This window comes from Mesorhizobium sp. ESP-6-4, from assembly GCF_020164735.1.
In the GTDB taxonomy this organism is placed as follows: Bacteria; Pseudomonadota; Alphaproteobacteria; order Rhizobiales; family Rhizobiaceae; genus Mesorhizobium.
Window position 1 is genome coordinate 60157 of sequence record NZ_JAIUGS010000005.1, and the last position, 26272, is coordinate 86428.

Consider the following 26272-nt stretch of genomic DNA (forward strand, 5'->3'; position numbering starts at 1 on the left):
CGCAGCCCTCACCCAGCCACCACCATGTTTATCCGGCACCAGTCAGGCGTGAACTTCGGATCCACCATCTTGACCTGGCGCTGCTTGCCGCGGGCTATGACAAAATCCGTAATGCGCGGCACGCGGGGATCGCTCGCATTGGTGACGGGATATTGCGGCACGCCGCCAGGCCACTGCGCAGCCATGATCTGCGTCGGCGAAAGGATGACCTTGAGGTCAGAGACGGCAATCGTCCCGGCAATTTCCTCTGCGCTTACCGTGTCGACACGAGCGCGGCATGTGACGTCGATGTTGGTAATATTTGAACCGGCCGCTATCTGTCTTCGGAGGATGATGTCTTCACCGCGGCGCCTTAATGCTGCGTCGAGATCGCGGCGCTGATTACTCATCTGGCGACCAACCGCAGATCGAGAAGCGTGCCGCCGCCGTAAGTCCCGACGCTGTTGATCACAGCGCGGAATTGCGGAAAAATCAGACCGTCGTTCTGGCCTTCCGAACCAAGCGCGGCATAAGCTGCGGCTGCCTTATAGGTGAGACCAGACAGGTTCGCGGTTTTGATGGCGCTTGACGTGGTGAAATCGAATCGTGCCACGTCCAGCCAGTTGGTCCCGCTGTCCGGACTCGCCTGAATGAGCGCAGCGACACTTGTGCCGCCGGAGCCCCACGCAAATCGCGCAACAAGCGTCGCCGCCAGCATGCCTTCAAGGTCGGTAATCGGTGTCTGCGCCTGCGCCGAAAGCGGGGCGGTGATCTGGCCGGCGTAAAGCGTATAGCTACCGGGAGCGTTCATTTATGCCACCCATGTTTCGATATAGCCGCCATCGATGAGGATTGCCTTCACCTCTGGCGGAAGCAGTGTCTCGACGGTCGGATTGACCCAACGTTCAACGCGCTCCACGCCGGGCACATCGACAACCTTCACCAGCGGATCGTTTATTTCGGAAGGCGTTTCGTAGGCGTCCCGCCACAGCGATCGCAGCCAGATTTCAGCCGCAAGCTTCAAGTCGTCAGGAACTTCCGTAAAGCCAGCCGTGTACTCGACAACAATCCGGTCGGACGGCAAGCAATAAGAGGCGCCGCTTGGTCGGCCGCGATACATCTCGATGAATGAAATTATACCCGGCGAGCGATCGACGTCATAAGTCGACTCGTCCATCTCCGTGCCGTTCAGTGTGACCGATTCGACGGCGGTTACCCGCCTGCGCGAAAGCCTCAGTGGCAACCTGCCCGTAAAACTTAGCCGGAATGTTTCGGTCACCGACTCGGACATCAGCGTCGGCGGATTGGTGCCATCCGAGGCTATCTTGCATGCCCTGAAAATCGCTGCGGAAATGCGCGCTATGAGACGCGTCAAGTCGGCGTCCCTCGCCATCCCAACAATGCCCAGCGCGGCTCTAGCCTCCGCAACGGTAAGCAATGTGGCCGGATTGGGTTCGGTTACCTCAAATGTCGCGCGCATCAGACGGTGACCTTAATTGGACCAGCCACCTTTGCGACGCGCTCTCTGGCGTCGCGGCCCTTCTTGACCGACAACCGCCAACCGCTGGCCGGCAGGCCAGGCGCCGCCTTGTTTTCGTCCTGGCAAATCCAGTATTGACCGCCATAGGTAACGGCATCGCCGCGCTCATAGGTGAGGTCTGACTTATAGACGCCACGATCAAGAACAACCGGAATCTTGAACTGGAATTCTTTTACTCGATCACCCTTGGTGAACTTGAACGCAAAACCGCGCTCGCCATCGTGCTCCACTGACAGGTCGTCAAAACCGAACCCGTCTTGACCGTCCCTGCCGTTTGCGCCGTCAGCCCCTTTTTCCCCATCGCGGCCACTGATGCCGTTAGCGCCATCCTTGCCGACGACAACGCCAAGTGACTTGGTTGTGCCATCCGTAAGCGTAACGACAAGACCACCGTCGCGGTCGATCATGGCACCGGCTAGGCCGATGCCATCTTTGCCGTCGCGCCCGTCTAAGCCCTTAGCGCCGTCGCATCCCGGCACGCCGTCCTTGCCGTCTACTCCGTCCTTGCCGTCTAAGCCCTTAGCGCCGTCGACACCATCTCGGCCGTCGGCACCGTCGACGCCATCCTTGCCGTCCTTCGGCATGGGCAACGCTGCAATGGCCTCCGCAACCATCGCCTTGATGACTTCAGGGTCAGCATCCTTGCCGTCTGCCCCATTAGCCCCATCAATGCCGTCGCGACCAGGGATGCCATCCTTGCCATCCGCGCCAGGCGCACCCGGCTCACCCTTTTCACCGGGCAATCCCTGCTCGCCGCGCATGCCAGGCTCACCAGCAGGGCCTACGTCGCCTCGCTCACCGGGTGCGCCCTGCTCGCCTGGCGGGCCTTTTTCGCCGCGTTCCCCAGGTTCACCTTTGGCTCCAGCAGCGCCATCGCGCCCCATAACCTCGCCGAGCGATTTCGTGGTGCCGTCGCTAAGCGTAATTACCAACTCGCCATCGCGATTGATCAGAGCTGCGGCAAGTCCTATGCCTGCAGCGCCTCGCTCCCCAACGTCACCCTTTTCGCCCTTTTCAGGCGCGCGCTTTTCAAGCGCGTCGATGCGCTGATAGACAGCATCGAGAGATCGCTCAATATAACCCTTGACCGCCGAAAAGCCGGCGTCGAATGCCTTTTGCAGGTCCATTAGGCCGCCTTCTTTTCAACGTATGCGCCGACAAACTCAGCCTCGGCAAAAAACGGAATGACTTCCTTGCCTCCGCTTACGGGAGCGGGCTCGGGTGCAGGATTTGGAGCGGGTGTTGGCGTCTTCGTAGTCGCAAACGGATCATCGCTAGCATCACGTTTCGCCAAAGCCTCGAGGCTAAAGTTCTGCTGCTGTAAGTAAACGGAAGCGCCGCCCTTAGTCGGCTTCAAATCAAGTTTCTTGCGCTTCTCATCGATCGTCATGACGCCGCTGGCTTTTTCCAGCACATCCATTTGCGTAACGCTGTCCATGCGGAGCAAGTTCTCGATATCGAACTCGGTCCCCATGACCTTGCCGCCGGCTTTAGGCGTATCAAGTCCAAGACCCTCATCCAGGCAAAGCTCAAGCGCTTCGATCAGAACCTGAAGACACTGGCTATAATATTCGATGTTGAGCGCCTGAACGCTCGTGTGCGGTGGCGTCACACCGATACCAATCTTGTAAGGCGGCACATGGTAGGTGGAGCAAACAACCTCAGCCGACCATTTCAGCTGCTCAATGAGCTGCGAATCCGTCGCCGTTACAGCCTTGCCTTCGTACTTTAGACCATCGCCAAGAACCGCAACCTTGCCCGCATTCTCACCACTGTAATTGGCATCCCAATATGCCTTGAGGCGCGCAGCAGTGGTGTCGTCTATGGATCCAGGCGCTGTAAGGATGCCTCCAGGCTGCGATCCGTTTTGGAAGAACTTCGTCGAGTTCTTCTGAACCGCTAAGCCTTGCGTCGCGGCAAGACCGCCGGCAAAGACAGGAGATAGCCCGACAAGCGGATGGAAAAAGCAATTAAATCGGTCGTGGATGATTTCGGTGGCTGGTACGGTGACGCTTGCCGTCAAGCCAACCAGATGGTCGGTCTGCAGGTCGTAATAGACGTCACCATTGTCTGCAACAAGTGGCGTAACAAGCTTCGGATCGAGCACGTACATGCTCGTAACCACTTGCCTGTTATCGCGCCTTTTAAGCACATATGTATTGCCGGACTGAAGCTTTGAAATCACCCAATTCTCTATGAACTGGATGCGATTTTGGTAGTTGTTCGGCTTACGAAGAACGGGTGAAAACGACTGACTGGTTGTTTCCGACCAAATTCCACCGGCATCTTGCTCAACCAACTTGATGCGGAGTTTGGCAATGTCACTCGCGATAAGCGTCTGGCAGGCAAAAACCGCATGGAAGCTCAATACGCTGTCAAGTTTGACCTCAACGTTTTGCTGCCACGCGCCAGCAAAACTTTCGCGGATCAGCGGAAACCAGCCTCTGTTGGTATCAACGTGGTTTAGCGCTTTGGCGTGCGTCTCTAGTGTGCCCTCACCCGTGAATGGGATGGGCAGGCCGAAAATCTTCATGCCACGTCCTTAATTTCGGATGGCTCAGGCGGCTGAAAGCCTTGCGGCGCAAGGCGTGCACCACCCGCATAGGCGTTTTCGCATTTTCTTGTTGACTATGTAGGCGGTTTCGCCTATTCATGATTCCAAGCTCGAAAGAGCGAAGCGGGTGGCCACCGTAAAGGCGAAATCCACTGCCCCCTAGCAGCCCGCACCAATTCAGAGGAGCAACTATGGCAGCGCATACCAGACTGAAGCATGTCACTGGAGCGAAGCCGCTAACGCTGCAAAGCCTTGCACGGCAGATGCTTGACGAGGCGAAAGGAGACATGAGTGCCGCCGCAATCAAACTCGCCAACTACGCCAGCAACATCGCCAGCTATCGCGATGAGATTCTGCTTATCGGGGCGCGCAAGCTGCTCAACGAGGTTCCGCAGGCTGAGCGGGCGGGCATCTTGCGGGAATATGGCAGCGCACCATCAATATATCGCCGTACCTCATGGCCATGATGCCACTGGACAACCAGCGCGAGGTCTACGAGAAGGCCATGGTTAAGGCAGCTAAGCGCCTGCCGGTCTATGCATGGGTTAAAGGCGTCAAGGGTTTCGGCGATATCAGTTTCGCCACCATCGTCGGCGAGTGCGGCGACATCGGGTCATACAAGAGTGTGTCCGCCGTTTGGAAACGTCTCAGACTGGCGGTCATGAGCGGCAATCGACAGGGCGCGCCAGGCGAAGGCGCAACCAAGGATGACTGGGTCGCGCACGGCTACAACAAACAGCGGCGATCCGTATCATACGTGGCTCGAGAACACGTCATCGGAGGCATGGGCAAGTGGCGGCCGGTCTTTGGCGAGGATGTGTGGGCTAACCCTGATCTGACCTATTACCAGAAGGTCTATGCCGATCGCGCCAGATACGAGGCTGCGAAACTCGACATGCCCGTCACCGAAGCCGCGAGCGGTAAGGAATCCTACAAGAAGCACGTTTCGAACCGCGCGCACCGCTACGTCGAAAAGCGGTTGCTGCGAAACCTCTACATCGAATGGCGGAGGGCATAGCCCAGAGCCGGGTGGTGGCCAGCGTTCCTGCGTAGCCCACAAAATCCTCGCCACCACCCACCAATCGAATGGCGTCGTGCTTTACGAGCGGCGCACAGGGGCGGTGATTAAGCCACGCGGTCGCCGCCCCGACCAATACGGCGCAAGCCGTGCCTGCTGCCACAGGAGCAGCGCAAACCAAACATTTGTCGCAGCAGGCTGAAATTGCAGACGGTGGCCAGCGCACCATCGCAAACCACTCGAGCTTCGCCGCCGTCCGCAATCCTGAAATGGTGGCCCTTCGGAATGTCCGCGCCGGGATATTCCGAAGGGCCTTTTACCCCGATATCGCGGGGCTACTCCGCCAAGAGTCTCTCAAATACACCTACCGCCACTCGGCTTTTCGCTGAGACTGGACTGGAAGTCCAGATCGCCTGACCGCAGCCCGCTTTCGCGGTTCGCATGCTGCCGTCTGCAATCCCCTCTACACCGCCATTGCCTGCCGCCCGCACCACACAGCATCAGTCAGGCCGTGCATCACGGCCAATTTTTCGGCGTGCTGGTCATCCTCGGCAATCGCCAGTATTTCACCTGGCCAATGCTCTGCCGCCTCTGGTGAGGCTATGACGGCATCGAATGGTCCAGTTTCCAGCGCGGCTTCAAGTTCATCCCAGACCGTATCTGCGTAGCCTAGAATAAGGCTGCGCCCGTGAGGTGTGCGCCGGTAGTGCTTGCTCACCCATTCATCGGGAACCGTCTCGACGAACTGCCACGGCTTGAAGTAGCCAGGAAAGAACATCAGGCGTGTTTCTGCCGGCACAGACTTGCTTCTATCCCACCAATTAACCCCGTCCTTTGGTCCCCATGTCGGCTGACCGGCCCCAAGAATGTGGCTTATCCATGCCTGGTCAGATCCGACAAACCGGCGGCCAGCTAGCGCCGCATCCTTGACCGTAAATCTGTTGTAAACTTCCGCCCTTGCCCCTGCCTTCAGGAGCATCATTGAGCCGTTATAAAGCCTGTCCGGAGCTGTGCCGTTATATATCTTGAATTCGGCATCTGTTTCGAACAGTGAATCGAGCGGGCCTGCGATTACGCAGTCCATATCCATGCAGACGAAACGTTGTCCGAAGATCGCGCCAGCATTCGGACTGAACATGGCGAGGCGCCGCAGGCACTGCGGCCTCGCCGGTCCCCATGTAGGAATTGTCGCGTCCTCGAAATCGCGAGGCGGCGTAATAATGTCTATGGATGGGTCGATGCCATTCGGGATGTCGGTAACGCAAGCAATGCGATGCGGCATCGACAAATTGCGCCGCACCATGTCAGCCCAGATATTCACATGCTCTGGCTTGTAGGTGATGCGTCCTTCGGGCTGCCGCCAGAACCAGGTCAAGACGGTGATAGGTTCCTGCGCGGGCATTAAAATACGCGCTCCCACGGGAATTGCAGCACCTTGACGACATCCTGTTCGCCGCGAGTTCGCTTCGCCTCCATGATCCTGTGCTTTGCAAGTGGGTCGCGCCCATCTTTGCGCAGCAGTGTCGTGGTCGAAGCATCCTCAACCAGATCGCGCCAGTAACGCGTCAATGATACCTTATCGAGATGTCCTTGCTTGGCGTTGGCGAAGGCGCGCGCCCTGAACAGGCCGTCCGTGCCATAGACGCCGCAGAAGTCCTCATCATAGCCACCAATGCGCCAGAACGCTTCGCGCGTCAGCACAAAACTGTTAGGATGCGGCTTTGCGAAACCATTCTGCAGCGTTTGCAGGCCGGTATCGGCCTCAATGCGGTTCAGCATGTACACTGTGCCAGTATCGAGCTTGCCGAGCCCAATACGCTTCAGCAATGCCGCGGCATCCTCCTCCGCAAGCACATGGTCCATGTCGGTAAGCAGCAACCATCCCTCGCCAGCGACATACGCGCCGAGGTTGCGAGCTGCGTGCTGATGCCAGGGGCGATCCTCTAGAACGCGATAGATCGAAAGCGCGGGCAAGCATTCCGGCCTGGGCACGTCAATTGCGTGCCCCACTGGAGATCCATCGTCGACAAGGATGATTGCAATGCGGTCCTTGATTTCCTCCGGCCATGCGGCCCATTTGGCGTACTGGATAGAAAGCATGCCTGGATTCATGTAGAACGGCATGACGATTGTCAGGTCTGGTGCAGGCGCGTTCGTAGCTGGCGCGTTCGTCGCATCGGTATCCGTCATGCTCATGCGAGACTCTGCGTCCTTGTGCACCAGACAGGCAGTCCGCTTTCACGCGCAATGATGCCGGCCTGTTTCGGATCGGATTCGATGAAGAACTCGGCGCCGATGCGCTTGAATTGCTCGGCCTTCCATTGGCCGCGACCACCGGCCGCCAAGCGCTCGGCCTTGGTGCTATAGGGCATCATCGTCATTGACGTGTAGGAGACGCCGTGACGCTTAAGCCAGGCGTCTGTGGCGCCGCGGTACTTCTCTAGCCGTCCAGTAACGATATGGCCGATCGGACGCGTCGGCAGAAACAGCGGCTCAGCATTGGCCAGGAATTTCTCGTAGGCCGGGCCGTCGTCGTTTTCTTCCTTCGTCGGATCCCGACAAAGAACGCCGTCGAAGTCGAAGCACCATCGGTCAAGCCGGATATGCTTCATCATATTCCACTGAAACGCGCGCGGCCCATGAACGCATTCGAAGAACATGTCACAGACCGTCGCGGGCTCGACCTGATATGGTCCGAACACAGCCAGCCTGGTTATCTCAGATGCCTGATGGGCAATCCTCGCCACGGCGGCAGCCATGGCGCGGCCTTTGTTTGCGCTGTCGTCCACAAGGAGCACTCGTTGGCCGGCGCGCTCCTGCACGCCGCTACGCCCCGCCACGAGGCCTCTTGCGTAACCATCCACGTCAGCCAGAGGCTTTTGCAGCGACGTCGCGATCAATGCGGCAGGAATCATGCCGGATCGCGGAATGCCGACCACGCAGTCGAATTTGTCTCGGTCTAGTCTGTGGAGGTTGTCGGCGATCGTGCGGTTGAGGTCAGCGAAACTGCGGACGCTTAGCATTCTACCTCGCGCATTTCACCCCACGTACACCGAAGTTGATCCACTTGTGGTCCTTGCCGCGAAGTTCAGATTTTTCGAGCGAACGAATGTCGGTAAGGCCGCAGCGCGCCATTGCGCTGGACAAGTATGCTGGCGACCACAATGAGCGATGCAGCCAGAGATTTCCGTGACTTCCGGACTTGGGGTAGTTAAGCATACGTCCAGAACCCCACAACCAGGGATCACCACCAGTCAGGTTTGCTTTCCATACGGGTTCCGGGCCATTCCAAACGCCTGTTTCCTCTAGAGCGACCATCTCTTTCATGATCGCATAGGCGTTTACCGTCCACACCTCCAGCACGCCGCCCGGTTTGAGGATGCGCACCCATTCGCGAAGGGTTGCCTCGGCCTCATACCACTGGACATGTTCGATGGTGTGCGAGGAATGAACGATATCAAAAGTGTCATCGTCGAACGGTGGCTTTTCAGCGCGTCCGACATGCGTGACGTTTGCGCCTGGTGCGGCATCAAGCGTCTCAAATCCTGGTGCCGGGAATGATCCCGGCCCAATATCAAGACAGCGCATTTGGCGCGGTCGCCGGCTCTACTGGCGCGGGATTTGCGGTTGGAGCGGGTTCGGCCGGTTCTGCAGCCACTGGCTCGACGGCCGGCACTACAGATTCCGCCAACTTGGCGCGCACCGTCTCCAAGTCCCAACCCATGTGCGGGCGCTTGCCGAACTTGGCCTGATATTCCGCCCTTGCCGCAGGCAACTCATCGGTAGCCGAAACGGCAACCTTGGCAATCACGTTTGCGGGCGGACCCTTCAATTCAACGGCAGCGCGCGGCTGCCTTGCTTTGCCGATGCCGACAAGCAGCATGGCGTCACGGCCAGACGCTTCGAACGTGTCACCAGCGCGAAGCATGCGTGTGTTGTAGCTGAACTCTTTTGTGGCAATAAGCTTCTTCATGCGGCTCTCCGGTTATGCGGTAAGGTGCTTAACCGCCCACATTGTCGCTTCTTCGATCTTTGTTTTCGCGACTGCCAATTCACGGCTATTGCCGAGGCTCGCGATGAATTCATGAAACTCAAGGCCCATGTCCTTGAGTTTGCCCATAAGCGCTTTTTCCTCATCGGACAAAACGCGATAGGCGTGGCGCATCACGTTGTTAACGGTGCGCGCATCGGAAGTGCTGTCTACTGTAGTCATCACTATCTCCTCTAGGTAGGAAAGCGGGCGACCCATTACAGATCGCCCGCCAGTCATTCAAATATTAGGAGGCAGGAACCGCACCACCCCACACAACGCCCGTCAGGTAGGCGACGGCCGAGGAGCGGCGGAGTTTCCAATTAATCGTACGCTCCGCCCTCAATGCAACGCTGTTAGTCTGGAACATCGACACCATCGAGGCGCCGCCACCAGTCAGGGCCGACTGCGCAGGGCCATCCGACATCTCGAGCGAAGTCTCGCGGCTCATGTCAACGGCAACGCCGCCTTCATCAGCCTCATAGATATCCGAGGCGTTCGCCAGGACGACCACGCTGCCGATATAGTCGGACACGATAACCGGCAAGCCGAAGAACGAGCCGCCCATCATCGTAATGCCAGGGAATTCCGGCTGACCGAGGGCATTCACCATCAAGGCAAGCGCCAGAGCGTTCGTGGTCGACATCAACCAGACGCCAGTCGAAGGCGGATTGTTGGCCGCGATGAACTTGGCAAACAGCGCGCGCACATCCAGACGAACCGCATCCGCCGAAGTGCCGGTGGAGGCGACCGTAGCCGCACCGAAGGTGATCGATGCCGGGGACACGCCGGCCGAAGCCGACTTGGACGGGTCAATGAAGTCGGTATCCAGACGGGCAACCAGAGCGTCACGGAGCGAATCGCGAACGATCATTTCCGAAGACGGGCTGGAGTCGCGGATCGACTCTTCGGTCAACACCGCGATGTTAGCAACCTTGAGTGGCTCCATCGTGGTGCGCGCAAAATCAAGCGCGGTGAGCGGCTTGCCCTTGCCCTGGCCAACCCAATAACCAGCGCCGCCACCGGTCTGCGAAATCAGCGGGACGCGGAACGGCACATTGCGCAGAGACGGAACGCCGCCAACGCCGAACTTGCCGAGGATGGTGGCCGGACGCAGGTAAGCCGCAAAGTCAGCGTAGACACCGCCTTCCTGGCTAACCAGGTTATAGGCCCAGTTGCCGCTAATGGTCGAGCCGGCAGCAACAGCGGTCTTCAGGATTGCAGCGACATCGCCAGAGGCGCCATAAATGCGCTCAATGACCGATGCAACCGACTCGCCGTCAAGGCGGGCGATCGTCTTCACCTTGGCCAGGCGGGCAAACATGATGCCGGGCTTCTCGGTCGGCGTGGCCTTGACCTGCGCAACCGTGCGGTGCGCCGTGCCCTCTTCCGTGGTGGCGGCCTTAGTGACCGGCTTAGCGGTGGCAAGCTTGCTGGCCTCGAGCGCCTTAAGGCGAACGATGTGAGCGTCAACCGCCTTCACTTCGTCGGCAAGCGTGTCGTATTCGGTTTCCATCTCGGCATCGAGGGTTTCACCCTCCGAACCAAGCATGATCTCTTCCATGCGCGCAGCCTTGCTGACGCGCGTCTGTTCAAATGCGGAAATCTGTTCCGCAATAGTCTTAGCCATCGGTTTCTCCTGTGGCGTAAGGGGTTTGGTTGTCTTGGTTTGTTTCCCCGTTACGCCGGGTGCGGCAGAAGCCGTTTTCGCAGGACGCTCGATATGGCCTGTCGCGGCAGGAGCGTTCGTGTCGAATGATTTGATGACCGCGATAGCTGCGGCATCCATGTTCTTTAGGCTGGTGATAACGGCGTCGGCGTTGGCCGGGATCGTTACCGCGGAAAGTTCGTAAACCTCCGTCTCGGTAAAGCGAATGCCGCCGTTCTCCATAAAGCTGTATTCGATCGGCCTAAAGCCGATGCTTACCGCCCTGACCAAGCCGGCAACCATTGATTGCCACGCCTCTTCAATGCGGTCCTGCAGCGTGCCGGGCGTGGCGATAGTCGGCAGTTCCGCCGTAAACGGAATGCCGTCAGCCGTGGCTTTGCCGAACGTAACTGTGCCGATCGGCTTGTCGTGCATGTGCTGCCACAACAGCGGCAGCGGATTGGCGAACTTACAGCCAAGTGGCTCAACAATGTCGCCGACACGATCGACAGCAGGTGTGGTTGCCACACCGCGAATCGTGCGCTTGCCCTCGTCGACTGCTTTCACAGTCAACCAACTATAAGCTCTATTCATTTTGCGTGATTTCCTGCGCTAAAGCGCTAGACAAAAAGTATTTGGTAGGCCTTCTTTGGCGGCTCAGCCGTCCCGTCCACTGCAGCGCCAACCGCCATGCAGAGCGCGACGGCTGGATCGATGCGTACCGTGGACTTCTTCTTGGACAGCCACTGGTTACCCATAAGCGGATCGGTCTCGATCGCCACGCCCATGATGGCGCCAAGCAAAACCGGACTGCGCCTTATGCGTATCCGTTCTTCAAGGATCAGCGTTTCCAGTGCTGCGACGGAGCCGGGCATCCACAAGCCAAGCGGAGGCTCTTCACCGCCCGCCTTGGCCGCTTCAATCTTATCCGCATCGGGCTTGGCACGACGCTTACCGCCCTGCGGGTGAGCTACCGTCTTTAGTTCGACGCCGTATTCGTCAAGCTCTTGTTCAAACTTGTCAAATACGTAACGGTCAAAAGCCAGCACACCAATACCGTGCTCAGCGTTGACGCGCGCAAATAATGCCGCCACATGATCGTATCGGATGCGAGCGCCAGGAGGAGCATTGATATAGCCTTGCTCTAGCCACAACCGATATGGAACGTGGTCGACCTTGGATCGCTCGTCCATCGTGTCGTAAGGCGTAAACGCCTCAATCCATGCGTCGTAAGTCGGCAGTTCCGCTTCTGTGCCGTCCGCGCGCTTTACGCGCTTGGTGCCAGTTTCACGAACGAACGCCGCGGCAGTCAAATCCTTGCTGCCCGACAAGTCCAAGCCGGCAGCGACGATTTTGCCGGCGTCTTTCTCATACGGATCGAAGTCCGCCATCACCTTTTCGACGAGCGGGCGCGGAATCCACGACGTATCGGCCTCGGTCCACACGCAGAAGTGCAGTCGCAAGATGCCATTACGCTTCGACGGGATGTCCTTCGCCTGCGCAACTACGCCAGCCAGGTAATCGTGCTTCAGCGTCACGCCGAAAAGGGGATTGGCCTTCTGCCAGCAAGTCGGATCCGAAAACGGATCGTCGTCCTTGTCGAGAGCGCACACGTAGCTGAATGTGCTGTCGTCAATGACCTCGCCAACGTAGGTAAAGTCCTCGTCAGGCGTAGCCGTGCCGGCCGCAACCTTGACCGCATGCTGATGCTCGTCCCAGCAGATCGTCGTGCGATCGCTTCCCGAGTTCGTAATCATGAACAGCAGCGGCTGACGGCGGAACTTGAACCCTCGCTCGAGCATCTCGATGACCCTGCCATCTGGATGCTCGTGAATTTCATCGCAGAGTGCCACGTAAGGGCGCGGGCCGCTATGCGCACCTTCGCGCGAGATCGGGCGAAAGAACGACCGCTTGGCTAAGTAGGCGAGATTCCAAATCGGATTGCCGCCAGAAGGTGTCAGCGCTTCCTTCAGTGCTGGCGACTGCTCATACATGGCAACCGCGTCGCGGAAGAGAACGAACGCCTGATCCTTGGCTGCGGCTGCAGCATAGATTTCAGCGGCGGCCTCACCGTCGGACGTCATGCAGTAATGGCCGATACCTGCCGCCAACGGGGACTTGCCGTTACCTTTTCCCTCTTCGATGTAGGCGCGGCGAAAGCGTCGCAAAACTGCGCCGTCAGACTCCGTGCGCTTCCATCCGAAGATGGACCCGACCTTGAATTGCTGAGAGGTGTGAAGGTGGAACTTCTGTCCCTCGAACTGGCCGCCATTCAGCCGCAATACGTCAGGGAAATAGTTCAGGACTCGGTCGGCCGCCCCTTGGTCCCAGACAAGTCCTCGCTCATGTCCATGCTCCATGTCGTCGAAGTGCCTTTGACAGGCATTCCGCACATGCGGGCCAGCGATAACTTTGCCCTCAAGAACATCGATCGCGTAAGCGTCGACCGGGTTTTTACGTGAAATATTTGGCCGCTGGATCTTCGTTTTTATCGCCATCCGGCTTCGCTCCAGCCTTGCTCGCAGCAGATGGTGTGGCTCCCATTTCGCTAAGGCACTGCTTGATAAAAACGCTGGCCTGAACGCCAATTTCTTGGCCGGCGATTAGGCGTCCAAGTTGATTGCATACCGTAGCCATCAACATGCGGTGGCTGCTGTTCAGCCATGGCACCTCGCGCCTAAGGATCGTCCACGCCTCGCGCGGTTTATTGTGCTCAGAGTCGAGCAGCCATTCGGGCGGGTCGCCAACTCCTTCGGAGACCTTAACTTCGGTGCGCGCCTCAAACTTCTTGCGACGAACTTTGTCCTGGCCTGTAACTTTCGCCTTGGCCTTCGGCGTTCTTGGCCGCGCCATAAATTATTCTCTTGCATTGGCAGGCGAAATCGCCTATGTCTGACTAGTGACCTATCGAAGTCGCCTTTGCGCCGAAACAGTCACGCAAAATCTCCAGTGACCTCAACATTTCAATTGGAAAAATGCGTACGTTGGCCCCAAGCGGTATGAGGCCCCATCGCGTTATTTTATAACGTGATGCCCCCCCCCTAGAGCGGCCAACCATCGGCGCCATAGCGGACTGGTTTAGTTGATATGGCCGTTCCGTTATCCTCGCGCTGACCTCGACTCGAATGGCACGGCTTGCATGTCGATATGAATGGCCCAGACCAGAACAGGCCTAAGTCTCCCTTATGCGCAATTGCGTGGTGAACCTCAGTAGCGGGCTCTTTGATCTTCCGCTCTAGGCACCATTCGCACAGCGGCTTGGCCGATAGTTGGCTCTTACGCAAGCGCCGCCAACGCGCCGTGCCGTATAGGTGGCGCCAAGGACGATCAGTCTCGTACTTCATTGCAGTTAAACGCTGAAGCGTTGTCATTCGCCGCCGTAAACAGGCGCGACAGAAATGGATCGTCCTTATGCTTGATCACCCAAGACATGAATAATCCTCTCGTTGCATTACAGGCGTGACATGAAGGCACAAGATTATCTATCGTATTGTTCTCTTTGTCGTTGTCTAGGTGATCAACTACTAGCTTTCGCTTGCCCTTTGCACTCCACTCAACTACTTGAGCGCACCAATGGCAAGCATGCTCACCACCGCCTATGGCGTCATATAGAACTTGCCTGTGCTGATACAGGGTTCCAGCCTTGCAAGATATCGGATGTGCAGGGCTATATGATACGACATATCCATGAGAAGCCACATAAGTTCGACCAAAAACCGGATCGTCTGTCGAGCCAGTCTTATATCGCCTGTAATAATGCTTTTCGCAGAATTTTGCCCCAACCGTCCTAGATGGATTGTCGCATCCATCAATAGAACATGTCGCCCATTCTTTCTTCTTTTTTTCTGGGAGGTCGAAAGTTCCGTGTTGCAAAAGTCTTTGATAGTGCAGACCACAAACCAACGGACCATCGCGGTATTTGGATCGTGAATCTCTGTCGCAATTCGGTGCTTCACACTTCAAGGTCTCGACTCCTCGCCGACCTCATATTGAAACGGCGGGAAGCCGAAGCTTGCCCGCCGTAGACAATCGCGAGAGGTCGAGAATCGCGATTGCGTTTTAGCTAGCGGTCAATCCTCGCCATCCCAATGCTCCAGCGCTTCCCTTGGATAGGCGTCGATGTTCATGCCCTTGTGGTCGTCGTACCAGGCAACCTCAACGCAACCATGTTCGCATACGCTGAGAACGGTCATAAGCGGCGAGCCGGTTAGCAACTGCACGACGTCACCGGGGAAGAAGGTATCTTCAGTCGTGGTGTTATCTGCGTCCATGGCGGCAAACGGATTGAACTCGGCTGCGTAAGAATATGCATTCATGTGGATCTCCTCTCGTGTTGTTGTGGTAGATTACTCGCCGAGGCGAGCCTTAACAAATGCCGTAATCTGCGGCCAGAAGTACCAAGCTGCGGCAGCAATAGCCGCGATAAAGATCAATTCGAACATTGCTATTTCCTTTAGCTAAGAGCCTTGACGCCTGCCGCAATCTTCGCAGCAAGCGCATCGCGTGCGGCTGTTGCAGAATTGCGGGCAGCAACCAGTGCGTCGATGCCAGCCTGCGTGGCTGGCTGCCCCTCAATCGTCAGGGCCGCCGTCGAAGTTGGCGCCACAACAGCCGTGTTGTGCTGCCTGTATATATCGCGCATGGCCAGCTCGGCAGCGGATGTACCGCCGATGCAGGTGTGACCGTTCTTGACTTCCCACACATACGCAAAATCGAATTGCGCGTTAGGAACCTTCCTGTCCCAACGCTGGAACATTTCAGTCATCTGAGCGATGGACGGGAATTTGTAACCATCGCCAGTGTTGCTTGTCCAACTGCCTCCGCCGAACGCCTGAAACACAGGAACGATGCGCACCAGTTCGATGCCTGACTTGACAGCCGCGTCCACCGCTTTGTCGATGTAATTAACATCATAAACCGACGGCCGAACCGGGTAGGGATCGATGCCGAACAGGTCTATATGGGTGTTCGCATAGTTGTAGGTGTTCGAATAGTCAGGCGCACCGTATGGACCCATGTCCATCAGCGTCACGAACGTCTTTGCGCCTGGAATGGTGGCGTGGATGAAGTCGGATTCAGCCATCAACGCGGCAGGGTCGGTGCGCGTCTTGTATTTGCCGGTGATGTCAGGCTCGTCACCGAGGCGGAAACCGAACAGTTTCGGATTGCCGACAAATTGGCGCACAAACGACTGGAAAGTAGCGGTGGCGCCGACATTAGTACCGACCCAAACCAGGCCTTTCATGCCGTCTGGCAGAAGGTTAAGGCGATCCACAGATGAAACATCAGCCAGATTGAAGCCGGCTTTGAGAAGGTCGGCGGGTGTGCCGCCTGCCGTATAGTGAAGGGTCAAGGTATGCATTCCTTGTTGGGGTAAGGCATGCGGTGAAAATTGAGCGCTGCCGGGAACCTTATGTAAGGCTCAACCGGCAGCGAAACCGCCCAGCCGCAGCGAGAGGAGGCGCGCGGTAGGGCGATTGTTAAGCGGCCTTAGCCGCTATCTTATCGAGACCGCGAATCATTTCTCGCAGTTTTTCAATAAGTTCAAGTGCGCTAGCGACGTCCCTAACAACGAAATCAGGTTCCCGGTCGGATACGCCGTCTACGATTCCAGCATCGACCGCTTCGTCGCCAATGTAAATCCAAGAGACGCCTACGCCTTTGCGCCTTGGGTACGTATTCTCCGAAGGCTCCGGCGACACATCGTAAGGCGCTCTTGTTATGCGCATACCAATCTTAGCTGATCTAACCGGCTCAACGCCATTCGAGCGCATTTTGCTGCGCTGCCTAGCATATCCCCAATTCATCTTTGCCACGGAGTATCCTCTTTGTAGTTACCCGACACTCAGCGGCTGCACCTAAAACTGCAGCATGGCGTCGGGTCCGTCGCTGAGCGCACGGAAGTGTTTGGGTAGATTCCCTACCCCTCACTTGCCCTCACCATGAAAACCGGCAAAAGCGGCAATCACGCAGCGCTTTTCTTCATTGCCGCAATGAAATTGTCATTTACGGCCTTCAGCCGTCGCTTTCCGCGACGTTCTTTGGTGCGCTGATGGCCGCTACCTCCGAACTCTGAAACGCTGCTGGCCGTCATTGCCTTGTCCATATCTTCAAAGTCTTTCTTAGATAGCGAAGCCATCGTCTCGGCCCAAACCTCACGTTCGACCACGTGCGTTGAAATATCTTCCCACGCTATGCTACCGGCCTCGCCTTTCTTGACTTTCTCCAGGCCCATAAAAAGCTCGCGCAGGCTGGAAGGCTTCCATGGGAAGCCTTTTTTGCACACCGTAATTGGGTATTCAGGCAATGCAGCTATTTCGCCGCGCATCTGCAGCTTTGTGCGCTCTGGCGCAGGTTTCTCCGATGCACGCGCATCCTTGTCCTTTCGCCTCACCTTGTTTGGGTGCTTCCCGCCGTACACCGCAGTATATATGGCGCTACTGGTGATTGTGTCACCACCAAGCACGCGCTCCTGTTTATCACCGGTTCCAAGCATAGCTCCGACAGGCATCGGAGCGTCGTACTCGATTAGCTTGCCGTCGACGCTGTAGCGGTAGGCCTTTTCAGTCTGTGTTCCGTCACTGAACCGAAGTTGGCCGATCGCCACGATTTGCCCGCATTCGTTTCGCAGCGTTTCGCCATCTTCAAAGGCTGTGCGAATTTCTCCGATCGTTGGGCGAACAGACCTGCGACGCTCAATGTGAAGCCCGTCAAGGTCTTCGGGGCTGTTGTCGTTCGCCGCGATTGTCTTCCAATTGGTTTGCACAGTCTCAATAGTGCCTTCCGGCCTGCCGCGGTACGACTTGAGCGCGCCAAGCTGCTCCGATAGAGAACCATGACGACTCATGCTGCGTCAGCCTTCTTTTTTAGTCTGCCCGCTTCTTGCAACTGCTTGTGAATATGAACCCTCAATCGTTCAAGGTGCGGAAGCTCAGCCTTAGTGATTCTAGGATTGTCGTTAGCAACCCCTCTTGAGGATATATTCCTGACGAACACCTCAGAATGTGGCTTGATCTTTTCTGGATATGCCCGAAGCAGCCAATGGCAAAAATACGTCCACTCCTTGCTGCTCATATCGTGGCCTGGTGACCAAAAGCTTTTCCCTGTTACCTTGTCGGTCCACATATCTGGCGAGTTATCGTTATCGGCATTAATGGCGTTTTCACCATACCACTCGCAATCGCCATCGTTTTTCACTACGAGATATTTGATGTCGTATCCGCTATTAGAATCGGCACGCCGCCTTGCTTGCGCTGCCATCGCTCCCGTCTTGTCGGCATCAAGGCTGAACCCTTCAGATTTTACATCGACTCGTATCGTCTCATCCTTAACCCAATCGACGGCCAGCAAGTCGGCTCTGCCGTTTGGCGAGACGTTCCTGAAGACGTCGTAGCCGTTTGACAGTAGCCATGCTGTTGCCAAGTGCTCGCTTATCGCGCCCTTAGTTCCGGGGCTTACCGTTGTTCTCTTGCCTGTCTTCGACTTGGCAATTGCCATGATGTCCCCACATTTAGTATGCGTGATTCTGTTCACCGCAATCTATAGGCGTTTTCGCCTATGATGTCAAGCCAGAAGGGAGATTACGAGCTTGGGCTGCCAGTGGCACTCGGCGCGAAGGTGCTTGCGCATAGCGGGCAGAGTCTGACTGCACTTGGTGGCTAAATGTTGAATGCGCGAAACATCGGCGGCATCCAAGAGCGCATGAGCTGCAGCTCTGTCAATTTTTGCCTGTGCTGCACTAGCTTTTGCATAAGTCTTGGCGCGCTTGGCCAGATCCCGCTTATATCGATCTATCTCCACATCGATACCTGCCCCTCTTTTGGAAAGGGGCAGGTTGAGCATTCCGTGATCTAATGCCATCAGTTGTAGATAGCCCGCCCCTCGAATTCGACTAACTCGCGCTTTACAGGCATCCAGCGGCGAGCCGCCTTTGAGTAATAGAAGAACTTGCCGTTGGTTTCTTTAACTTCGAAGGTTTTGGTTCCGAGGGTGTAGGTCATGTCGCTCTCCTTTGTTGATATGACTTTAGGCGCTTGCGCCTATTGAGTCAAGCACAATTATGCGAAAGCGCCTATTTTTTTATTGTCGTTGTCGGCCGCCAACCAACCACGCACCAGGGCCTCTGTAGCGTCGGCGCACTCCACCTCGCTTACCGCTTTGACCACTTCAACGTTATGACCGATCGCCCTCAGCGCGGCATGCCTGTGTGTCTGCTCCGGCGACAGACGACCATTGGCTGCCTTGTATTCGATAAATCCGCACCTGCCGCCAAGCAGAAACACAGTCAGGTCAGGGTGGCCAGCCGTCAATCCGGTCGCCAGCGCCTTCGCAGCTTCATTGCGTCCACGCCTGCCGGCCTCCATGCCGCCTACAAGCAAGAACCGCCGACCGTACTCATCCATGCCGCGCAACCTACGCACAGCAGCCGCCTGCAGTTCCCACTCGAGCGGAGCTGCCTTAATGGTGGTCACCTTGCCGTTCTGCGTGACGAGCCGTACGCGGGCGCCGTTGATGCGGACAGTTTGGGTGGTGCGGGCGGTGGTTTTGCGAGCCTTAGACATTTCGTCCATTCCTCCTCTGTATATTACACAGAACTATGAAAATGATAGAAAATGGTACATATACATAACGTTATGGATAAATGGATGAAACTCTATATATAGTATATATGCCATTGATTTCATTGAGTTTTTTCGCGGGAGTTTCGTCTTTTTTGACCGTGGATGAAACTCGGACAAATGGACGAAACTCGGATTTATCCATGGACGAAACTCCCGCGCTGGATGGACGAATTACGCCACCCAAACAAGCCGTCGCGTTGGGCGGCCAGACTTGTTCTCGTTGGCCGCATATTCGACCTTGCCGCCCTTCGTAAGGTCGTCAAGAATCTCCTTGCGCTGCCAACCATCGATGGCCTTGCAGCGATCGAATAGACGGCCCTCAGTGATGCCTTTCTTGCCGGATTGCCGAATAAGACTGGCAATCTTTTTGAAGTTCGCCTCACGCTGATTATCGGCCAGGCGCTCGCCGACTTCGGCAAGCATTCCAGCCGCGCAAGTCCACGCCAGGGACGCGGCCCATTCAAAGTCGTATTCAGTTATTCGCGGATTCTCTGGATCCTTGCCTACAGCAACGATGAGGGCCAGCTTGATGGCGTTCTCAACGATGCGTCGCATGAATGGGCGGCCCTCGACGGCAACACGACCTTCCTTTGCATCGATCGTCTCCTTGACGGCACGGAAGACGCTTTCCGCGTCCGGCGTCCACGGCACGATGTGTGGCTTGTTTTCGGTCCAATCAGCTTTCACCTTAATGCCGGTCGCGCCGACGTTGCCGCGCTTCTTGGCTACGTCTATCCCGGCCACGCGTGCCATTCGTTCCATGAGGATGTACGGAACGTCTCTCACATCGCGCACTGGCTTCACGGCTTGCGGTTTGTCGCCTTTTACATGGAACAATATTAGGCGCGGCAACAGGCCATCCTCAGCGCTGGCAGAACTGAGCGCTGTCCAGAACTGCTCTGGCGTGCTTGTGCCGTGGATGCATAGGCACGGATTGTAGATGCGCTTTGGTGGTGTGCCGCGGTAGGCCGCGCCCTCAAAGAAGGTTGACGATGCGGAATAGTAGTCGCGCATGTCGGTCGATATAGCGCGCTGATGGCTCCCCGCTTTGCGGTCTGTGATCTCGCGCACAAATCCGCCGAACTCGTCAATCTGACAGTTTACCGACGAGTTCTTTTCCAATACCTCGCGGAGCGCCGACGCCGACATAATGCGGGCGGGGCCGCTATAATCGCTGAATACGCCATGGTCGCTCATCAGGATGCGCTTGATCTGGCTTCGTGCGTGTTCCTTGCCGAAGCCCGATTCTGCCAACGCCACAGTGTAAATGTTTGGCCTGGTGTCGCGACTTCCGGTCGAGAAGCGCGAGCCGCATAGCGACGCTACCATTGGCAGAACCGCGGCCATGGCGAGTGTGCGCGACGGGTACTCCGCCGACGACACAATCCAGTCGATAAGTTCCTCGACCAACCCGCCAGGATTGGTCAGGTCTTCAAGATTGGCGACAGCCTCGAGCTTGTATTCGGGGGGGTCGTCGTCAATGTCCGAAATTTGTACGGGATTTTCTGACACCGCCTCATTGTCGTTTGCGGCAGGGGCGACAATGTCGACTTGTTGCTCTGGTTGCGCGTGCTTAGCCATACCGCTTTTGATGATGCCATCGACGGGCATTGGCTTTGTGCCGTCGTCAGCATATTGCCTCTCTGGAATTGCGCGAGGCTTTTTAATGCCCGCATCAAGACCGCGGCGGATCTTGGCGCGGATTTCCTTCTCGCCATCCTTCGCGACAACGCCATTGGCGTAAGCGGCATCGAACAGACCAGCTTCGGCCTCATGGCGGGACAAGGCGCCGGCACCTACCAATGTACCGAGATTGAAGGCTGACTTGTTGACTTGTTCACCGCGACTACCCTGCAGTGCAGTAGCCAATTCGTTCAGTTCTGCCTCGACTGCGCGCTCTACATAAACGTCGTTGTCGCCAGCCGCGTATTCATACGCCGAAGCGGCGTGTGTTTGCACTGGCGGCAAGACAAGCGACAGTATCCAGTCAGGCGCCTCAGCCAACGGGGGCAGGCCGTCGCCATCGTGATCAAGCCACACATACTCTTTGCCATCGCCTGTCTTGCTACCAGGGGCAATCACGTAGCCCCCGCTTCCACGCACGTCTAGGCCCGCGCCAAGCTTGCCGCGGTTACGCACGCCGGCCGCGTATTTGAAATACCGATGCTCGCCCCCGCCAGCGGTGCGCGCCGTAGCTGTGACAGGCAGCGGGCCATGCTTCTGCTCGAGCGCAGCTAGCGTCTCGTATCCGTTGATTACGTTGCCGTCGTCGTCTTTGTGCACGTCGACGTCGAGCACCCAAGCGCCAAGCTGCTCGCCTGTCGGTATGCCAACCATGGCGCCAGGATTGCGCTCCCATAGGATGCGGATCACGCGCTCGTTTTTTGTGGCGCCCTTAAAGCCAGAACTAACCAGCGGCGTCTTTGCCTTGTAGACGATCAGTTCGCCGGTTTCGCGATCGTACTCTCCAGTTTCTTCGTCAGCGGCCCTGCATGGGAAAACGGGAATTCCAGCCTTGGCGTAGGAAAGCGCAAGTGATGCTTCGGTCATGCGGCTCTCCTAAAGATGCGGCGAACTCGATTGTAATAGTCGTCGTTATCTGGCTTCCACTGAACGCGGTTGCCTGCCTCGCGCCAATGCGCGTCTCCACCCTTCGGCAATAGCGCTTCATACAAATCATCGAACTCAAGGCCATGTGGTGTTCCGCCAATAACCCCTATCGGAAACCCATTTGATAATGGCGAGTCGCCAAGTAGGCAAACCGCATACGTATGCATGTAGCGAGCAGCCTTATTGTATTCCTCGAATGGCCATAGCTCGGCGTTGTTTGAAGATGCCTGCCGATCAATGAATGTTACTAAGTCGGCCGGCTTAACCTCACAAAGAACAGGCCCTACTTTCGTCCTGATGCGAAAATCCGGCGCCCATCCCTCTAGGTCGAATGGCTCATAGTCCCATTTCCATCCGCACAGATCGAAAAACGCGGCCCACCTTGCCTCAAGACGCGAGCGGAAATTGACGCCCGCATAGGTGGTTGGGATTGCTTTTATTGAGTACTCAAGCTGCGGCAATGATGCGCTCCTGATTATCGTTGGCGGCTGTAATGGCGGCTGCCTTCGCAGGCATCAACCGTTGAATGCGCTCGCCAAGCCATCTGAACTTCGGCACCGCCCATGAGTTGCCGAGTTGCTTGTAGCGCGGGCCGTCTGCGGCCATGAGCCACCACTCGCCGTCTATGCACTCCCACATATCGTCGGGGCGCAGGCGCGTGACCTTCTTCGGCGTCTTGCGTACCGGGATGCGCGTATAGTCGTCAGGAAACCCCTGCAGGCGTTCGCACTCGCGCGGCGTAAGGCGACGGACTGCGGAGGTGGCAACCATGGGTGCGCCACCAGCGGCTCCTTCGGTCGTGAGAGTATGCGTCACGGTTCCCGTGACGCATACGACATCGCCGCCTTGGTTGCCGTTGGATTGACCCGCAGCCCTGCCGCTGTTCTGCGGCATGATGGAATAGACTTGTTGGCATACGGCTTGCACCTCAGCACGCGCTTCCAACGTGTAGGCGACATCAGCCTGAACGCCAACGCCATCAGGTCCACTGCTCGGATTGGTGCGCAACGCACCGGCCTGAATGGCGTGGACAATCGCCAAACTATCGCATGTGTCGACATCCATGCCGTACGGCCTGTCACCGCCAGTCACGTTGCCTCCCGCGCGCATTGTTGGCGCCACTTCGACAGCCACCATCGTGGTCGATTCGAAGTCTTGCGACGAACCTTCGCGCGTTGCGTCGCAACGCGCTATTTCTGGTGAGTATTGCAACTCGCCAGCCAAATCGAAATCAGTTCCTAGCCCGCCACCGCCTGAAGTGCGCGCGCTAATTGTTCCGGCAACGTCTTCCCCCTTTTCTCTGCTCGGCGCAGGATTCCCTTGCATGCCAACGCGCTCAAAAAGAACCGCGGCTGGATCGGCGCCGTTTCCAAAATCTGCGACAACGAGCACGCGCTTGCGTCGTTGGGCGAGTCCGAAATATTGAGCGTCGAGAACCCGCCAAGCGACCCGTGCCCTTGGCCCGGCAACCATGCCTGCGTTTGGCCATTTGTTCCCGCCTGGCGCAGGCAGGGCATCATCTGCGCCGACAATTCCCGCCAGGAAACATCCGAACGCGTTGTCTGGTGTGTTGAGCCACCCGGGGACGTTTTCAACAATGGCATTTCGAGGCTTAATTGCATGGAGCGCCTTCATGTAAACGAGAGAAAGATTACCGCGAGCGTCATTCAGCGACTCCCGCAGACCGGCAACGCTAAATGCCTGGCACGGCGGGCCGCCGCAGACGACATCGACCTTGCCGCGATACTGCGACCAGTCATGCTTGCTCATGTCCCCAACGTTCGGCACGTCGGGATAATGATGCGCCAGGACGGCAGACGCCGCCTTGTCGAACTCCGCAAAACAGATTGCCTTCCAGTCTAGAGGCGTAAAGGCAACGCTGGCGGCTTCAATTCCGCTGAACATGCTTATGAAGGTGAATTTGCTCAAGCGACCTCCTGCTCATGCTTGGCTAGGTATGCAGTTGCCCGCTCGCGAAAGACCGCATCCTCCACATACGGAAGACCGATGTTGCAGCGGTGGCAAAGAATTGCGCGAACCTTGCCTGTGTTGTGGTTGTGGTCGACGCAAGCCCTAGCCGCCTGCTCTCCGCAGATGGCACAGTTGCCGCTCTGCTCGGTTAGCATCGATTCATAATTAGATGGCGTTAAACCGTAACGCCGCTTTAGGTGCCAACGCTTGCTTTGCTCTTGTGTGTAGCCACGCTCAGCGCTTGTTGTTGGACGAGACAGACGTCTGATTGTGTTTGCGCAATCAGTGCAATACGAATGCCGTCCAAACTTTCCAGTTGGCTGCTTGTGGAAGGCGTCAATCGGCTTGGTTTCCTCGCACATAGAACATGTCTTTTCGCGAGGATTGTCATTGTCGGCAATCACCAAGGCGCCTCTCCATCCCTTATCAATCTTCGTATGTGCTTGCCGAAGCCACGGATCATGGTGTTGCGGAACGTCATCCACTCAACGTCGTCCATGATCGCCAAATCGGTCTTGCCTATGCTGTCCGCATAGGCTCCCGCGTCCTGGCCGGCCAATTCCGATGCTTTGATCTCATAAGCATCCCATCGCCGTATGTCCTTCACGTACTCCAACAGCGGCAAACATTCGGCGCAGAGCCACCGCGGGTCGTCGGTTGGCCGACGCATCTGCCCTACGCCAATGCCGATCGCGTGTCGGCCGCAGACGTGGCAGGCGTCGGGGTCGTGGTTGGGTTGCTTTGCGGTGGTGGTCATGCGGCACCTGCGAACGAGAAGAGGTCTAGCGGCTGGTGTGGTGCATTGTCATTGGCCGCGCTTATTGCTGGCGCAATAACGGCTGGCGCCATCTGTCGCGCCTCGGCAAAGTCGACTGACACAATCTCACAAAGCGGCGAGACGCCTTTCCATTCGTCTCGGTAGAATGCCGTATCCACACCCACGCCAGCGTCGAAGTGCAGCCCGGTCAACTCTTGGAACTTAACAGCCTTGCCGTCTTTCTGGCGCTCATAGAATTGCCTACCGCTGTAGTTGAAGCCGGCGCTACCTTGCGGCACGATGAAGACGCCGTAGTTGGCTAAGTGTGCGGCAATGTCGATGATATGGAATTCGAAGTTGCGACCGCTATACCTCGGTGCGTTACGTTCGCGCTTGATGTTGCCGAACGGCGGGTTGCTAATCGCGTAGTCGAACTGACCAAGACCCATGTCAAGCACATCAAGCACATCAGCCTGTATCCACGTTGCCTCTGGCAGAAGTTTCTTGCCGACTGCGACATAGTCGGGATTGCGCTCAATGCACGTTATGTCAGCGGTGCGCTCGCCAAACCGGCTGCGGTAATGAACGGCATATGACAGCATGCCGATGCCGGCGCATAGATCGATGACGCGATGTCCGCCAACGTCAAATGAAAAGTCGAACGCCATGTCATACGGCGTGAAGAACGCGCCCGCAGACCCATTGATGTGGTTGGCGCCCTCATGCCAGTTGCGGAACACAAATTCTTTCTCATCTTCCGTCAGACGCTCTTTGACAAGCATCTCGATTGCCTGCGCGTGGGCCTTGGCTTCCGGTTTGGTGAGTTTGGCCACTAGGCGATCTCCTTAAAAAGCGGCAAGTTATCATTCGCCGCAAACTTGTCTGTCTGATTTCCCCAAGCGCGCCAGTTTGGCCAAGCCTGACGCGCGAACAACTCGAGATACGGCCCGTCGACAAGACGCTCAATGCGCTCATATTGCTCGTCAGGCTTGCGGCTGTGCTCGCGACGAGGTGCGCGAATTAGCTGGCGCACGCCCTTACCGAGACGGCGCGGCTTCCCGCGCTTTAAGAGGTGGCAAATCTCAACCTCCTGTCGCGTCCAATAGCCCATTCCCATCCTGCCCTTGTCCCAAACGAAGGCGACGCTTACAGGCTCAAATCCCCACGCGCGGCCAACATCAAATGCCTGCGCCTGCAGATGACTAACCGTCCACATGAGCAGCAGACAATCTTTGGCGGCGATCGTCGCGACGGGCAGTGCCTTTATGTCGTCAAGCGACATCACCGGATACGGCTGCTCTCCACGTGCTGGCGCCACGTTCTCGTTTGCATACGTTCGGAACGACCACGGCGGATCCGCGAGAATGCAGCCGAAGCCGCCGGGTGTTGTGGGTAGATCAATCAACAAACCAATCCTCATAGTTCGCGACGTCGGCCATTCCAACTGCTGCGGAATTCCAACCGCAGCGGCATTCGTATTCGTCCTGGATGTACAGCCCCGCGCCGACGTCAACGCACCCAGCCTCTGCGCGCGCGCCGCATTC

30 protein-coding genes are annotated in these 26272 nt (G+C 57.1%); 2 read left to right on the forward strand and 28 right to left on the reverse strand.

The window, feature by feature from the left end; genetic code table 11:
* Nucleotides 1–8 precede the first annotated feature (8 nt).
* The 5 genes from LB523_RS12045 to LB523_RS12065 are packed head-to-tail and all read right to left on the reverse strand — an operon-like array spanning nucleotide 9 to nucleotide 4052.
* A complete protein-coding gene (locus LB523_RS12045) occupies nucleotides 9–389 on the reverse strand; it encodes a hypothetical protein (RefSeq protein WP_224602918.1) in 381 nt (126 codons plus the stop codon).
* Entirely contained in the window at nucleotides 386–790 is a 405-nt protein-coding gene (locus tag LB523_RS12050; protein ID WP_224602919.1) for a hypothetical protein, read from the reverse strand. The genes LB523_RS12045 and LB523_RS12050 overlap by 4 nt, the downstream gene beginning before the upstream one ends.
* The gene (locus tag LB523_RS12055) at nucleotides 791–1459 is read right to left on the reverse strand and encodes a hypothetical protein (RefSeq protein WP_224602920.1); all 669 of its coding nucleotides are present in this window, start codon (nucleotides 1457–1459) and stop codon (nucleotides 791–793) included.
* The gene (locus LB523_RS12060) at nucleotides 1459–2646 is read right to left on the reverse strand and encodes a hypothetical protein (RefSeq protein WP_224602921.1); all 1188 of its coding nucleotides are present in this window, start codon (nucleotides 2644–2646) and stop codon (nucleotides 1459–1461) included. The genes LB523_RS12055 and LB523_RS12060 overlap by 1 nt, the downstream gene beginning before the upstream one ends.
* On the reverse strand, nucleotides 2646–4052 hold the full coding sequence (locus LB523_RS12065; RefSeq protein WP_224602922.1) for a phage portal protein: 1407 nt from the start codon (nucleotides 4050–4052) through the stop codon (nucleotides 2646–2648). The genes LB523_RS12060 and LB523_RS12065 overlap by 1 nt, the downstream gene beginning before the upstream one ends.
* A gap of 212 nt (nucleotides 4053–4264) precedes the next feature.
* On the opposite strand from LB523_RS12065, the gene LB523_RS12070 reads away from it, so the two are divergent.
* Nucleotides 4265–4540 carry a hypothetical protein gene (locus LB523_RS12070; protein WP_224602924.1) on the forward strand — a complete coding sequence of 92 codons (276 nt, stop codon included), beginning with the start codon at nucleotides 4265–4267 and terminating at the stop codon, nucleotides 4538–4540.
* Nucleotides 4531–5091, forward strand: coding sequence for a hypothetical protein (locus LB523_RS12075; protein ID WP_224602925.1), 561 nt, complete (start codon nucleotides 4531–4533; stop codon nucleotides 5089–5091). Before LB523_RS12070 ends, LB523_RS12075 begins: the two co-directional genes overlap by 10 nt.
* A gap of 463 nt (nucleotides 5092–5554) precedes the next feature.
* Here LB523_RS12075 and LB523_RS12080 read toward each other — a convergent pair whose 3' ends face one another.
* From LB523_RS12080 to LB523_RS12190, 23 genes are all read right to left on the reverse strand, one after another.
* The gene (locus tag LB523_RS12080; RefSeq protein WP_224602928.1) at nucleotides 5555–6493 is read right to left on the reverse strand and encodes a hypothetical protein; all 939 of its coding nucleotides are present in this window, start codon (nucleotides 6491–6493) and stop codon (nucleotides 5555–5557) included.
* The gene (locus LB523_RS12085) at nucleotides 6493–7287 is read right to left on the reverse strand and encodes a hypothetical protein (RefSeq protein ID WP_224602930.1); all 795 of its coding nucleotides are present in this window, start codon (nucleotides 7285–7287) and stop codon (nucleotides 6493–6495) included. Before LB523_RS12085 ends, LB523_RS12080 begins: the two co-directional genes overlap by 1 nt.
* Nucleotides 7284–8114, reverse strand: coding sequence for a phosphoribosyltransferase family protein (locus LB523_RS12090; RefSeq protein WP_224602933.1), 831 nt, complete (start codon nucleotides 8112–8114; stop codon nucleotides 7284–7286). Before LB523_RS12090 ends, LB523_RS12085 begins: the two co-directional genes overlap by 4 nt.
* 1 nt (nucleotide 8115) lies before the next feature.
* Nucleotides 8116–8679 (reverse strand): class I SAM-dependent methyltransferase, encoded by a 564-nt coding sequence (locus LB523_RS12095; protein ID WP_224602935.1) that lies wholly within the window; start codon nucleotides 8677–8679, stop codon nucleotides 8116–8118.
* Nucleotides 8666–9064, reverse strand: a complete 399-nt coding sequence (locus tag LB523_RS12100; protein WP_224602937.1) for a hypothetical protein — start codon at nucleotides 9062–9064, stop codon at nucleotides 8666–8668. The genes LB523_RS12095 and LB523_RS12100 overlap by 14 nt, the downstream gene beginning before the upstream one ends.
* 12 nt (nucleotides 9065–9076) lie before the next feature.
* Nucleotides 9077–9304 carry a hypothetical protein gene (locus LB523_RS12105; RefSeq protein WP_224602939.1) on the reverse strand — a complete coding sequence of 76 codons (228 nt, stop codon included), beginning with the start codon at nucleotides 9302–9304 and terminating at the stop codon, nucleotides 9077–9079.
* Between the two features lie 64 nt (nucleotides 9305–9368).
* Nucleotides 9369–11363: a phage major capsid protein gene (locus LB523_RS12110; RefSeq protein ID WP_224602941.1), complete on the reverse strand. Its 1995-nt coding sequence runs from the start codon at nucleotides 11361–11363 to the stop codon at nucleotides 9369–9371.
* A gap of 26 nt (nucleotides 11364–11389) precedes the next feature.
* Nucleotides 11390–13267, reverse strand: a complete 1878-nt coding sequence (locus LB523_RS12115; protein ID WP_224602943.1) for a terminase large subunit — start codon at nucleotides 13265–13267, stop codon at nucleotides 11390–11392.
* Nucleotides 13224–13622, reverse strand: a complete 399-nt coding sequence (locus LB523_RS12120; RefSeq protein ID WP_224602945.1) for a hypothetical protein — start codon at nucleotides 13620–13622, stop codon at nucleotides 13224–13226. The genes LB523_RS12115 and LB523_RS12120 overlap by 44 nt, the downstream gene beginning before the upstream one ends.
* A 1217-nt stretch (nucleotides 13623–14839) precedes the next feature.
* A complete protein-coding gene (locus LB523_RS12125) occupies nucleotides 14840–15085 on the reverse strand; it encodes a DUF2158 domain-containing protein (RefSeq protein WP_224602947.1) in 246 nt (81 codons plus the stop codon).
* 137 nt (nucleotides 15086–15222) lie between these two features.
* Nucleotides 15223–16122, reverse strand: coding sequence for a hypothetical protein (locus LB523_RS12130; protein ID WP_224602949.1), 900 nt, complete (start codon nucleotides 16120–16122; stop codon nucleotides 15223–15225).
* Nucleotides 16123–16734: 612 nt separating this feature from the next.
* Complete coding sequence (locus LB523_RS12135; RefSeq protein ID WP_224602951.1) at nucleotides 16735–17616, reverse strand: hypothetical protein; 882 nt, start codon at nucleotides 17614–17616, stop codon at nucleotides 16735–16737.
* A complete protein-coding gene (locus tag LB523_RS12140) occupies nucleotides 17613–18266 on the reverse strand; it encodes a hypothetical protein (RefSeq protein WP_224602953.1) in 654 nt (217 codons plus the stop codon). The genes LB523_RS12135 and LB523_RS12140 overlap by 4 nt, the downstream gene beginning before the upstream one ends.
* A 66-nt stretch (nucleotides 18267–18332) precedes the next feature.
* Nucleotides 18333–18611, reverse strand: a complete 279-nt coding sequence (locus LB523_RS12145) for a hypothetical protein (protein WP_224602955.1) — start codon at nucleotides 18609–18611, stop codon at nucleotides 18333–18335.
* A 17-nt stretch (nucleotides 18612–18628) separates the two neighbouring features.
* Entirely contained in the window at nucleotides 18629–18769 is a 141-nt protein-coding gene (locus LB523_RS12150; RefSeq protein WP_224602957.1) for a hypothetical protein, read from the reverse strand.
* Nucleotides 18770–18826: 57 nt separating this feature from the next.
* Complete coding sequence (locus LB523_RS12155; protein ID WP_224602959.1) at nucleotides 18827–19339, reverse strand: VRR-NUC domain-containing protein; 513 nt, start codon at nucleotides 19337–19339, stop codon at nucleotides 18827–18829.
* Nucleotides 19340–19561: 222 nt separating this feature from the next.
* Entirely contained in the window at nucleotides 19562–21940 is a 2379-nt protein-coding gene (locus LB523_RS12160) for a bifunctional DNA primase/polymerase (protein WP_224602961.1), read from the reverse strand.
* A complete protein-coding gene (locus tag LB523_RS12165; RefSeq protein ID WP_224602963.1) occupies nucleotides 21937–22461 on the reverse strand; it encodes a hypothetical protein in 525 nt (174 codons plus the stop codon). Before LB523_RS12165 ends, LB523_RS12160 begins: the two co-directional genes overlap by 4 nt.
* On the reverse strand, nucleotides 22448–23929 hold the full coding sequence (locus tag LB523_RS12170) for a DNA cytosine methyltransferase (RefSeq protein ID WP_224602965.1): 1482 nt from the start codon (nucleotides 23927–23929) through the stop codon (nucleotides 22448–22450). Before LB523_RS12170 ends, LB523_RS12165 begins: the two co-directional genes overlap by 14 nt.
* The gene (locus tag LB523_RS12175) at nucleotides 23926–24375 is read right to left on the reverse strand and encodes an endonuclease domain-containing protein (protein WP_224603207.1); all 450 of its coding nucleotides are present in this window, start codon (nucleotides 24373–24375) and stop codon (nucleotides 23926–23928) included. The genes LB523_RS12170 and LB523_RS12175 overlap by 4 nt, the downstream gene beginning before the upstream one ends.
* Nucleotides 24372–24728 carry a DUF6511 domain-containing protein gene (locus LB523_RS12180; protein ID WP_224602967.1) on the reverse strand — a complete coding sequence of 119 codons (357 nt, stop codon included), beginning with the start codon at nucleotides 24726–24728 and terminating at the stop codon, nucleotides 24372–24374. Before LB523_RS12180 ends, LB523_RS12175 begins: the two co-directional genes overlap by 4 nt.
* Complete coding sequence (locus tag LB523_RS12185) at nucleotides 24725–25561, reverse strand: methyltransferase (protein ID WP_224602968.1); 837 nt, start codon at nucleotides 25559–25561, stop codon at nucleotides 24725–24727. The genes LB523_RS12180 and LB523_RS12185 overlap by 4 nt, the downstream gene beginning before the upstream one ends.
* On the reverse strand, nucleotides 25561–26133 hold the full coding sequence (locus tag LB523_RS12190) for an MT-A70 family methyltransferase (RefSeq protein ID WP_224602969.1): 573 nt from the start codon (nucleotides 26131–26133) through the stop codon (nucleotides 25561–25563). Before LB523_RS12190 ends, LB523_RS12185 begins: the two co-directional genes overlap by 1 nt.
* Nucleotides 26134–26272: the final 139 nt, after the last annotated feature.

Coding starts and splice junctions, on each gene's coding strand:
- LB523_RS12045 (WP_224602918.1), bottom strand. CDS start 389: ATGAGTAATCAGCGCCGCGATCTCGACGCAGCATTAAGGCGCCGCGGT.
- LB523_RS12050 (WP_224602919.1), bottom strand. CDS start 790: ATGAACGCTCCCGGTAGCTATACGCTTTACGCCGGCCAGATCACCGCC.
- LB523_RS12055 (WP_224602920.1), bottom strand. CDS start 1,459: ATGCGCGCGACATTTGAGGTAACCGAACCCAATCCGGCCACATTGCTT.
- LB523_RS12060 (WP_224602921.1), bottom strand. CDS start 2,646: ATGGACCTGCAAAAGGCATTCGACGCCGGCTTTTCGGCGGTCAAGGGT.
- LB523_RS12065 (WP_224602922.1), bottom strand. CDS start 4,052: ATGAAGATTTTCGGCCTGCCCATCCCATTCACGGGTGAGGGCACACTA.
- LB523_RS12070 (WP_224602924.1), top strand. CDS start 4,265: ATGGCAGCGCATACCAGACTGAAGCATGTCACTGGAGCGAAGCCGCTA.
- LB523_RS12075 (WP_224602925.1), top strand. CDS start 4,531: ATGGCCATGATGCCACTGGACAACCAGCGCGAGGTCTACGAGAAGGCC.
- LB523_RS12080 (WP_224602928.1), bottom strand. CDS start 6,493: ATGCCCGCGCAGGAACCTATCACCGTCTTGACCTGGTTCTGGCGGCAG.
- LB523_RS12085 (WP_224602930.1), bottom strand. CDS start 7,287: ATGAGCATGACGGATACCGATGCGACGAACGCGCCAGCTACGAACGCG.
- LB523_RS12090 (WP_224602933.1), bottom strand. CDS start 8,114: ATGCTAAGCGTCCGCAGTTTCGCTGACCTCAACCGCACGATCGCCGAC.
- LB523_RS12095 (WP_224602935.1), bottom strand. CDS start 8,679: ATGCGCTGTCTTGATATTGGGCCGGGATCATTCCCGGCACCAGGATTT.
- LB523_RS12100 (WP_224602937.1), bottom strand. CDS start 9,064: ATGAAGAAGCTTATTGCCACAAAAGAGTTCAGCTACAACACACGCATG.
- LB523_RS12105 (WP_224602939.1), bottom strand. CDS start 9,304: ATGACTACAGTAGACAGCACTTCCGATGCGCGCACCGTTAACAACGTG.
- LB523_RS12110 (WP_224602941.1), bottom strand. CDS start 11,363: ATGAATAGAGCTTATAGTTGGTTGACTGTGAAAGCAGTCGACGAGGGC.
- LB523_RS12115 (WP_224602943.1), bottom strand. CDS start 13,267: ATGGCGATAAAAACGAAGATCCAGCGGCCAAATATTTCACGTAAAAAC.
- LB523_RS12120 (WP_224602945.1), bottom strand. CDS start 13,622: ATGGCGCGGCCAAGAACGCCGAAGGCCAAGGCGAAAGTTACAGGCCAG.
- LB523_RS12125 (WP_224602947.1), bottom strand. CDS start 15,085: ATGAATGCATATTCTTACGCAGCCGAGTTCAATCCGTTTGCCGCCATG.
- LB523_RS12135 (WP_224602951.1), bottom strand. CDS start 17,616: ATGAGTCGTCATGGTTCTCTATCGGAGCAGCTTGGCGCGCTCAAGTCG.
- LB523_RS12140 (WP_224602953.1), bottom strand. CDS start 18,266: ATGGCAATTGCCAAGTCGAAGACAGGCAAGAGAACAACGGTAAGCCCC.
- LB523_RS12145 (WP_224602955.1), bottom strand. CDS start 18,611: ATGCTCAACCTGCCCCTTTCCAAAAGAGGGGCAGGTATCGATGTGGAG.
- LB523_RS12150 (WP_224602957.1), bottom strand. CDS start 18,769: ATGACCTACACCCTCGGAACCAAAACCTTCGAAGTTAAAGAAACCAAC.
- LB523_RS12155 (WP_224602959.1), bottom strand. CDS start 19,339: ATGGACGAAATGTCTAAGGCTCGCAAAACCACCGCCCGCACCACCCAA.
- LB523_RS12160 (WP_224602961.1), bottom strand. CDS start 21,940: ATGACCGAAGCATCACTTGCGCTTTCCTACGCCAAGGCTGGAATTCCC.
- LB523_RS12180 (WP_224602967.1), bottom strand. CDS start 24,728: ATGACCACCACCGCAAAGCAACCCAACCACGACCCCGACGCCTGCCAC.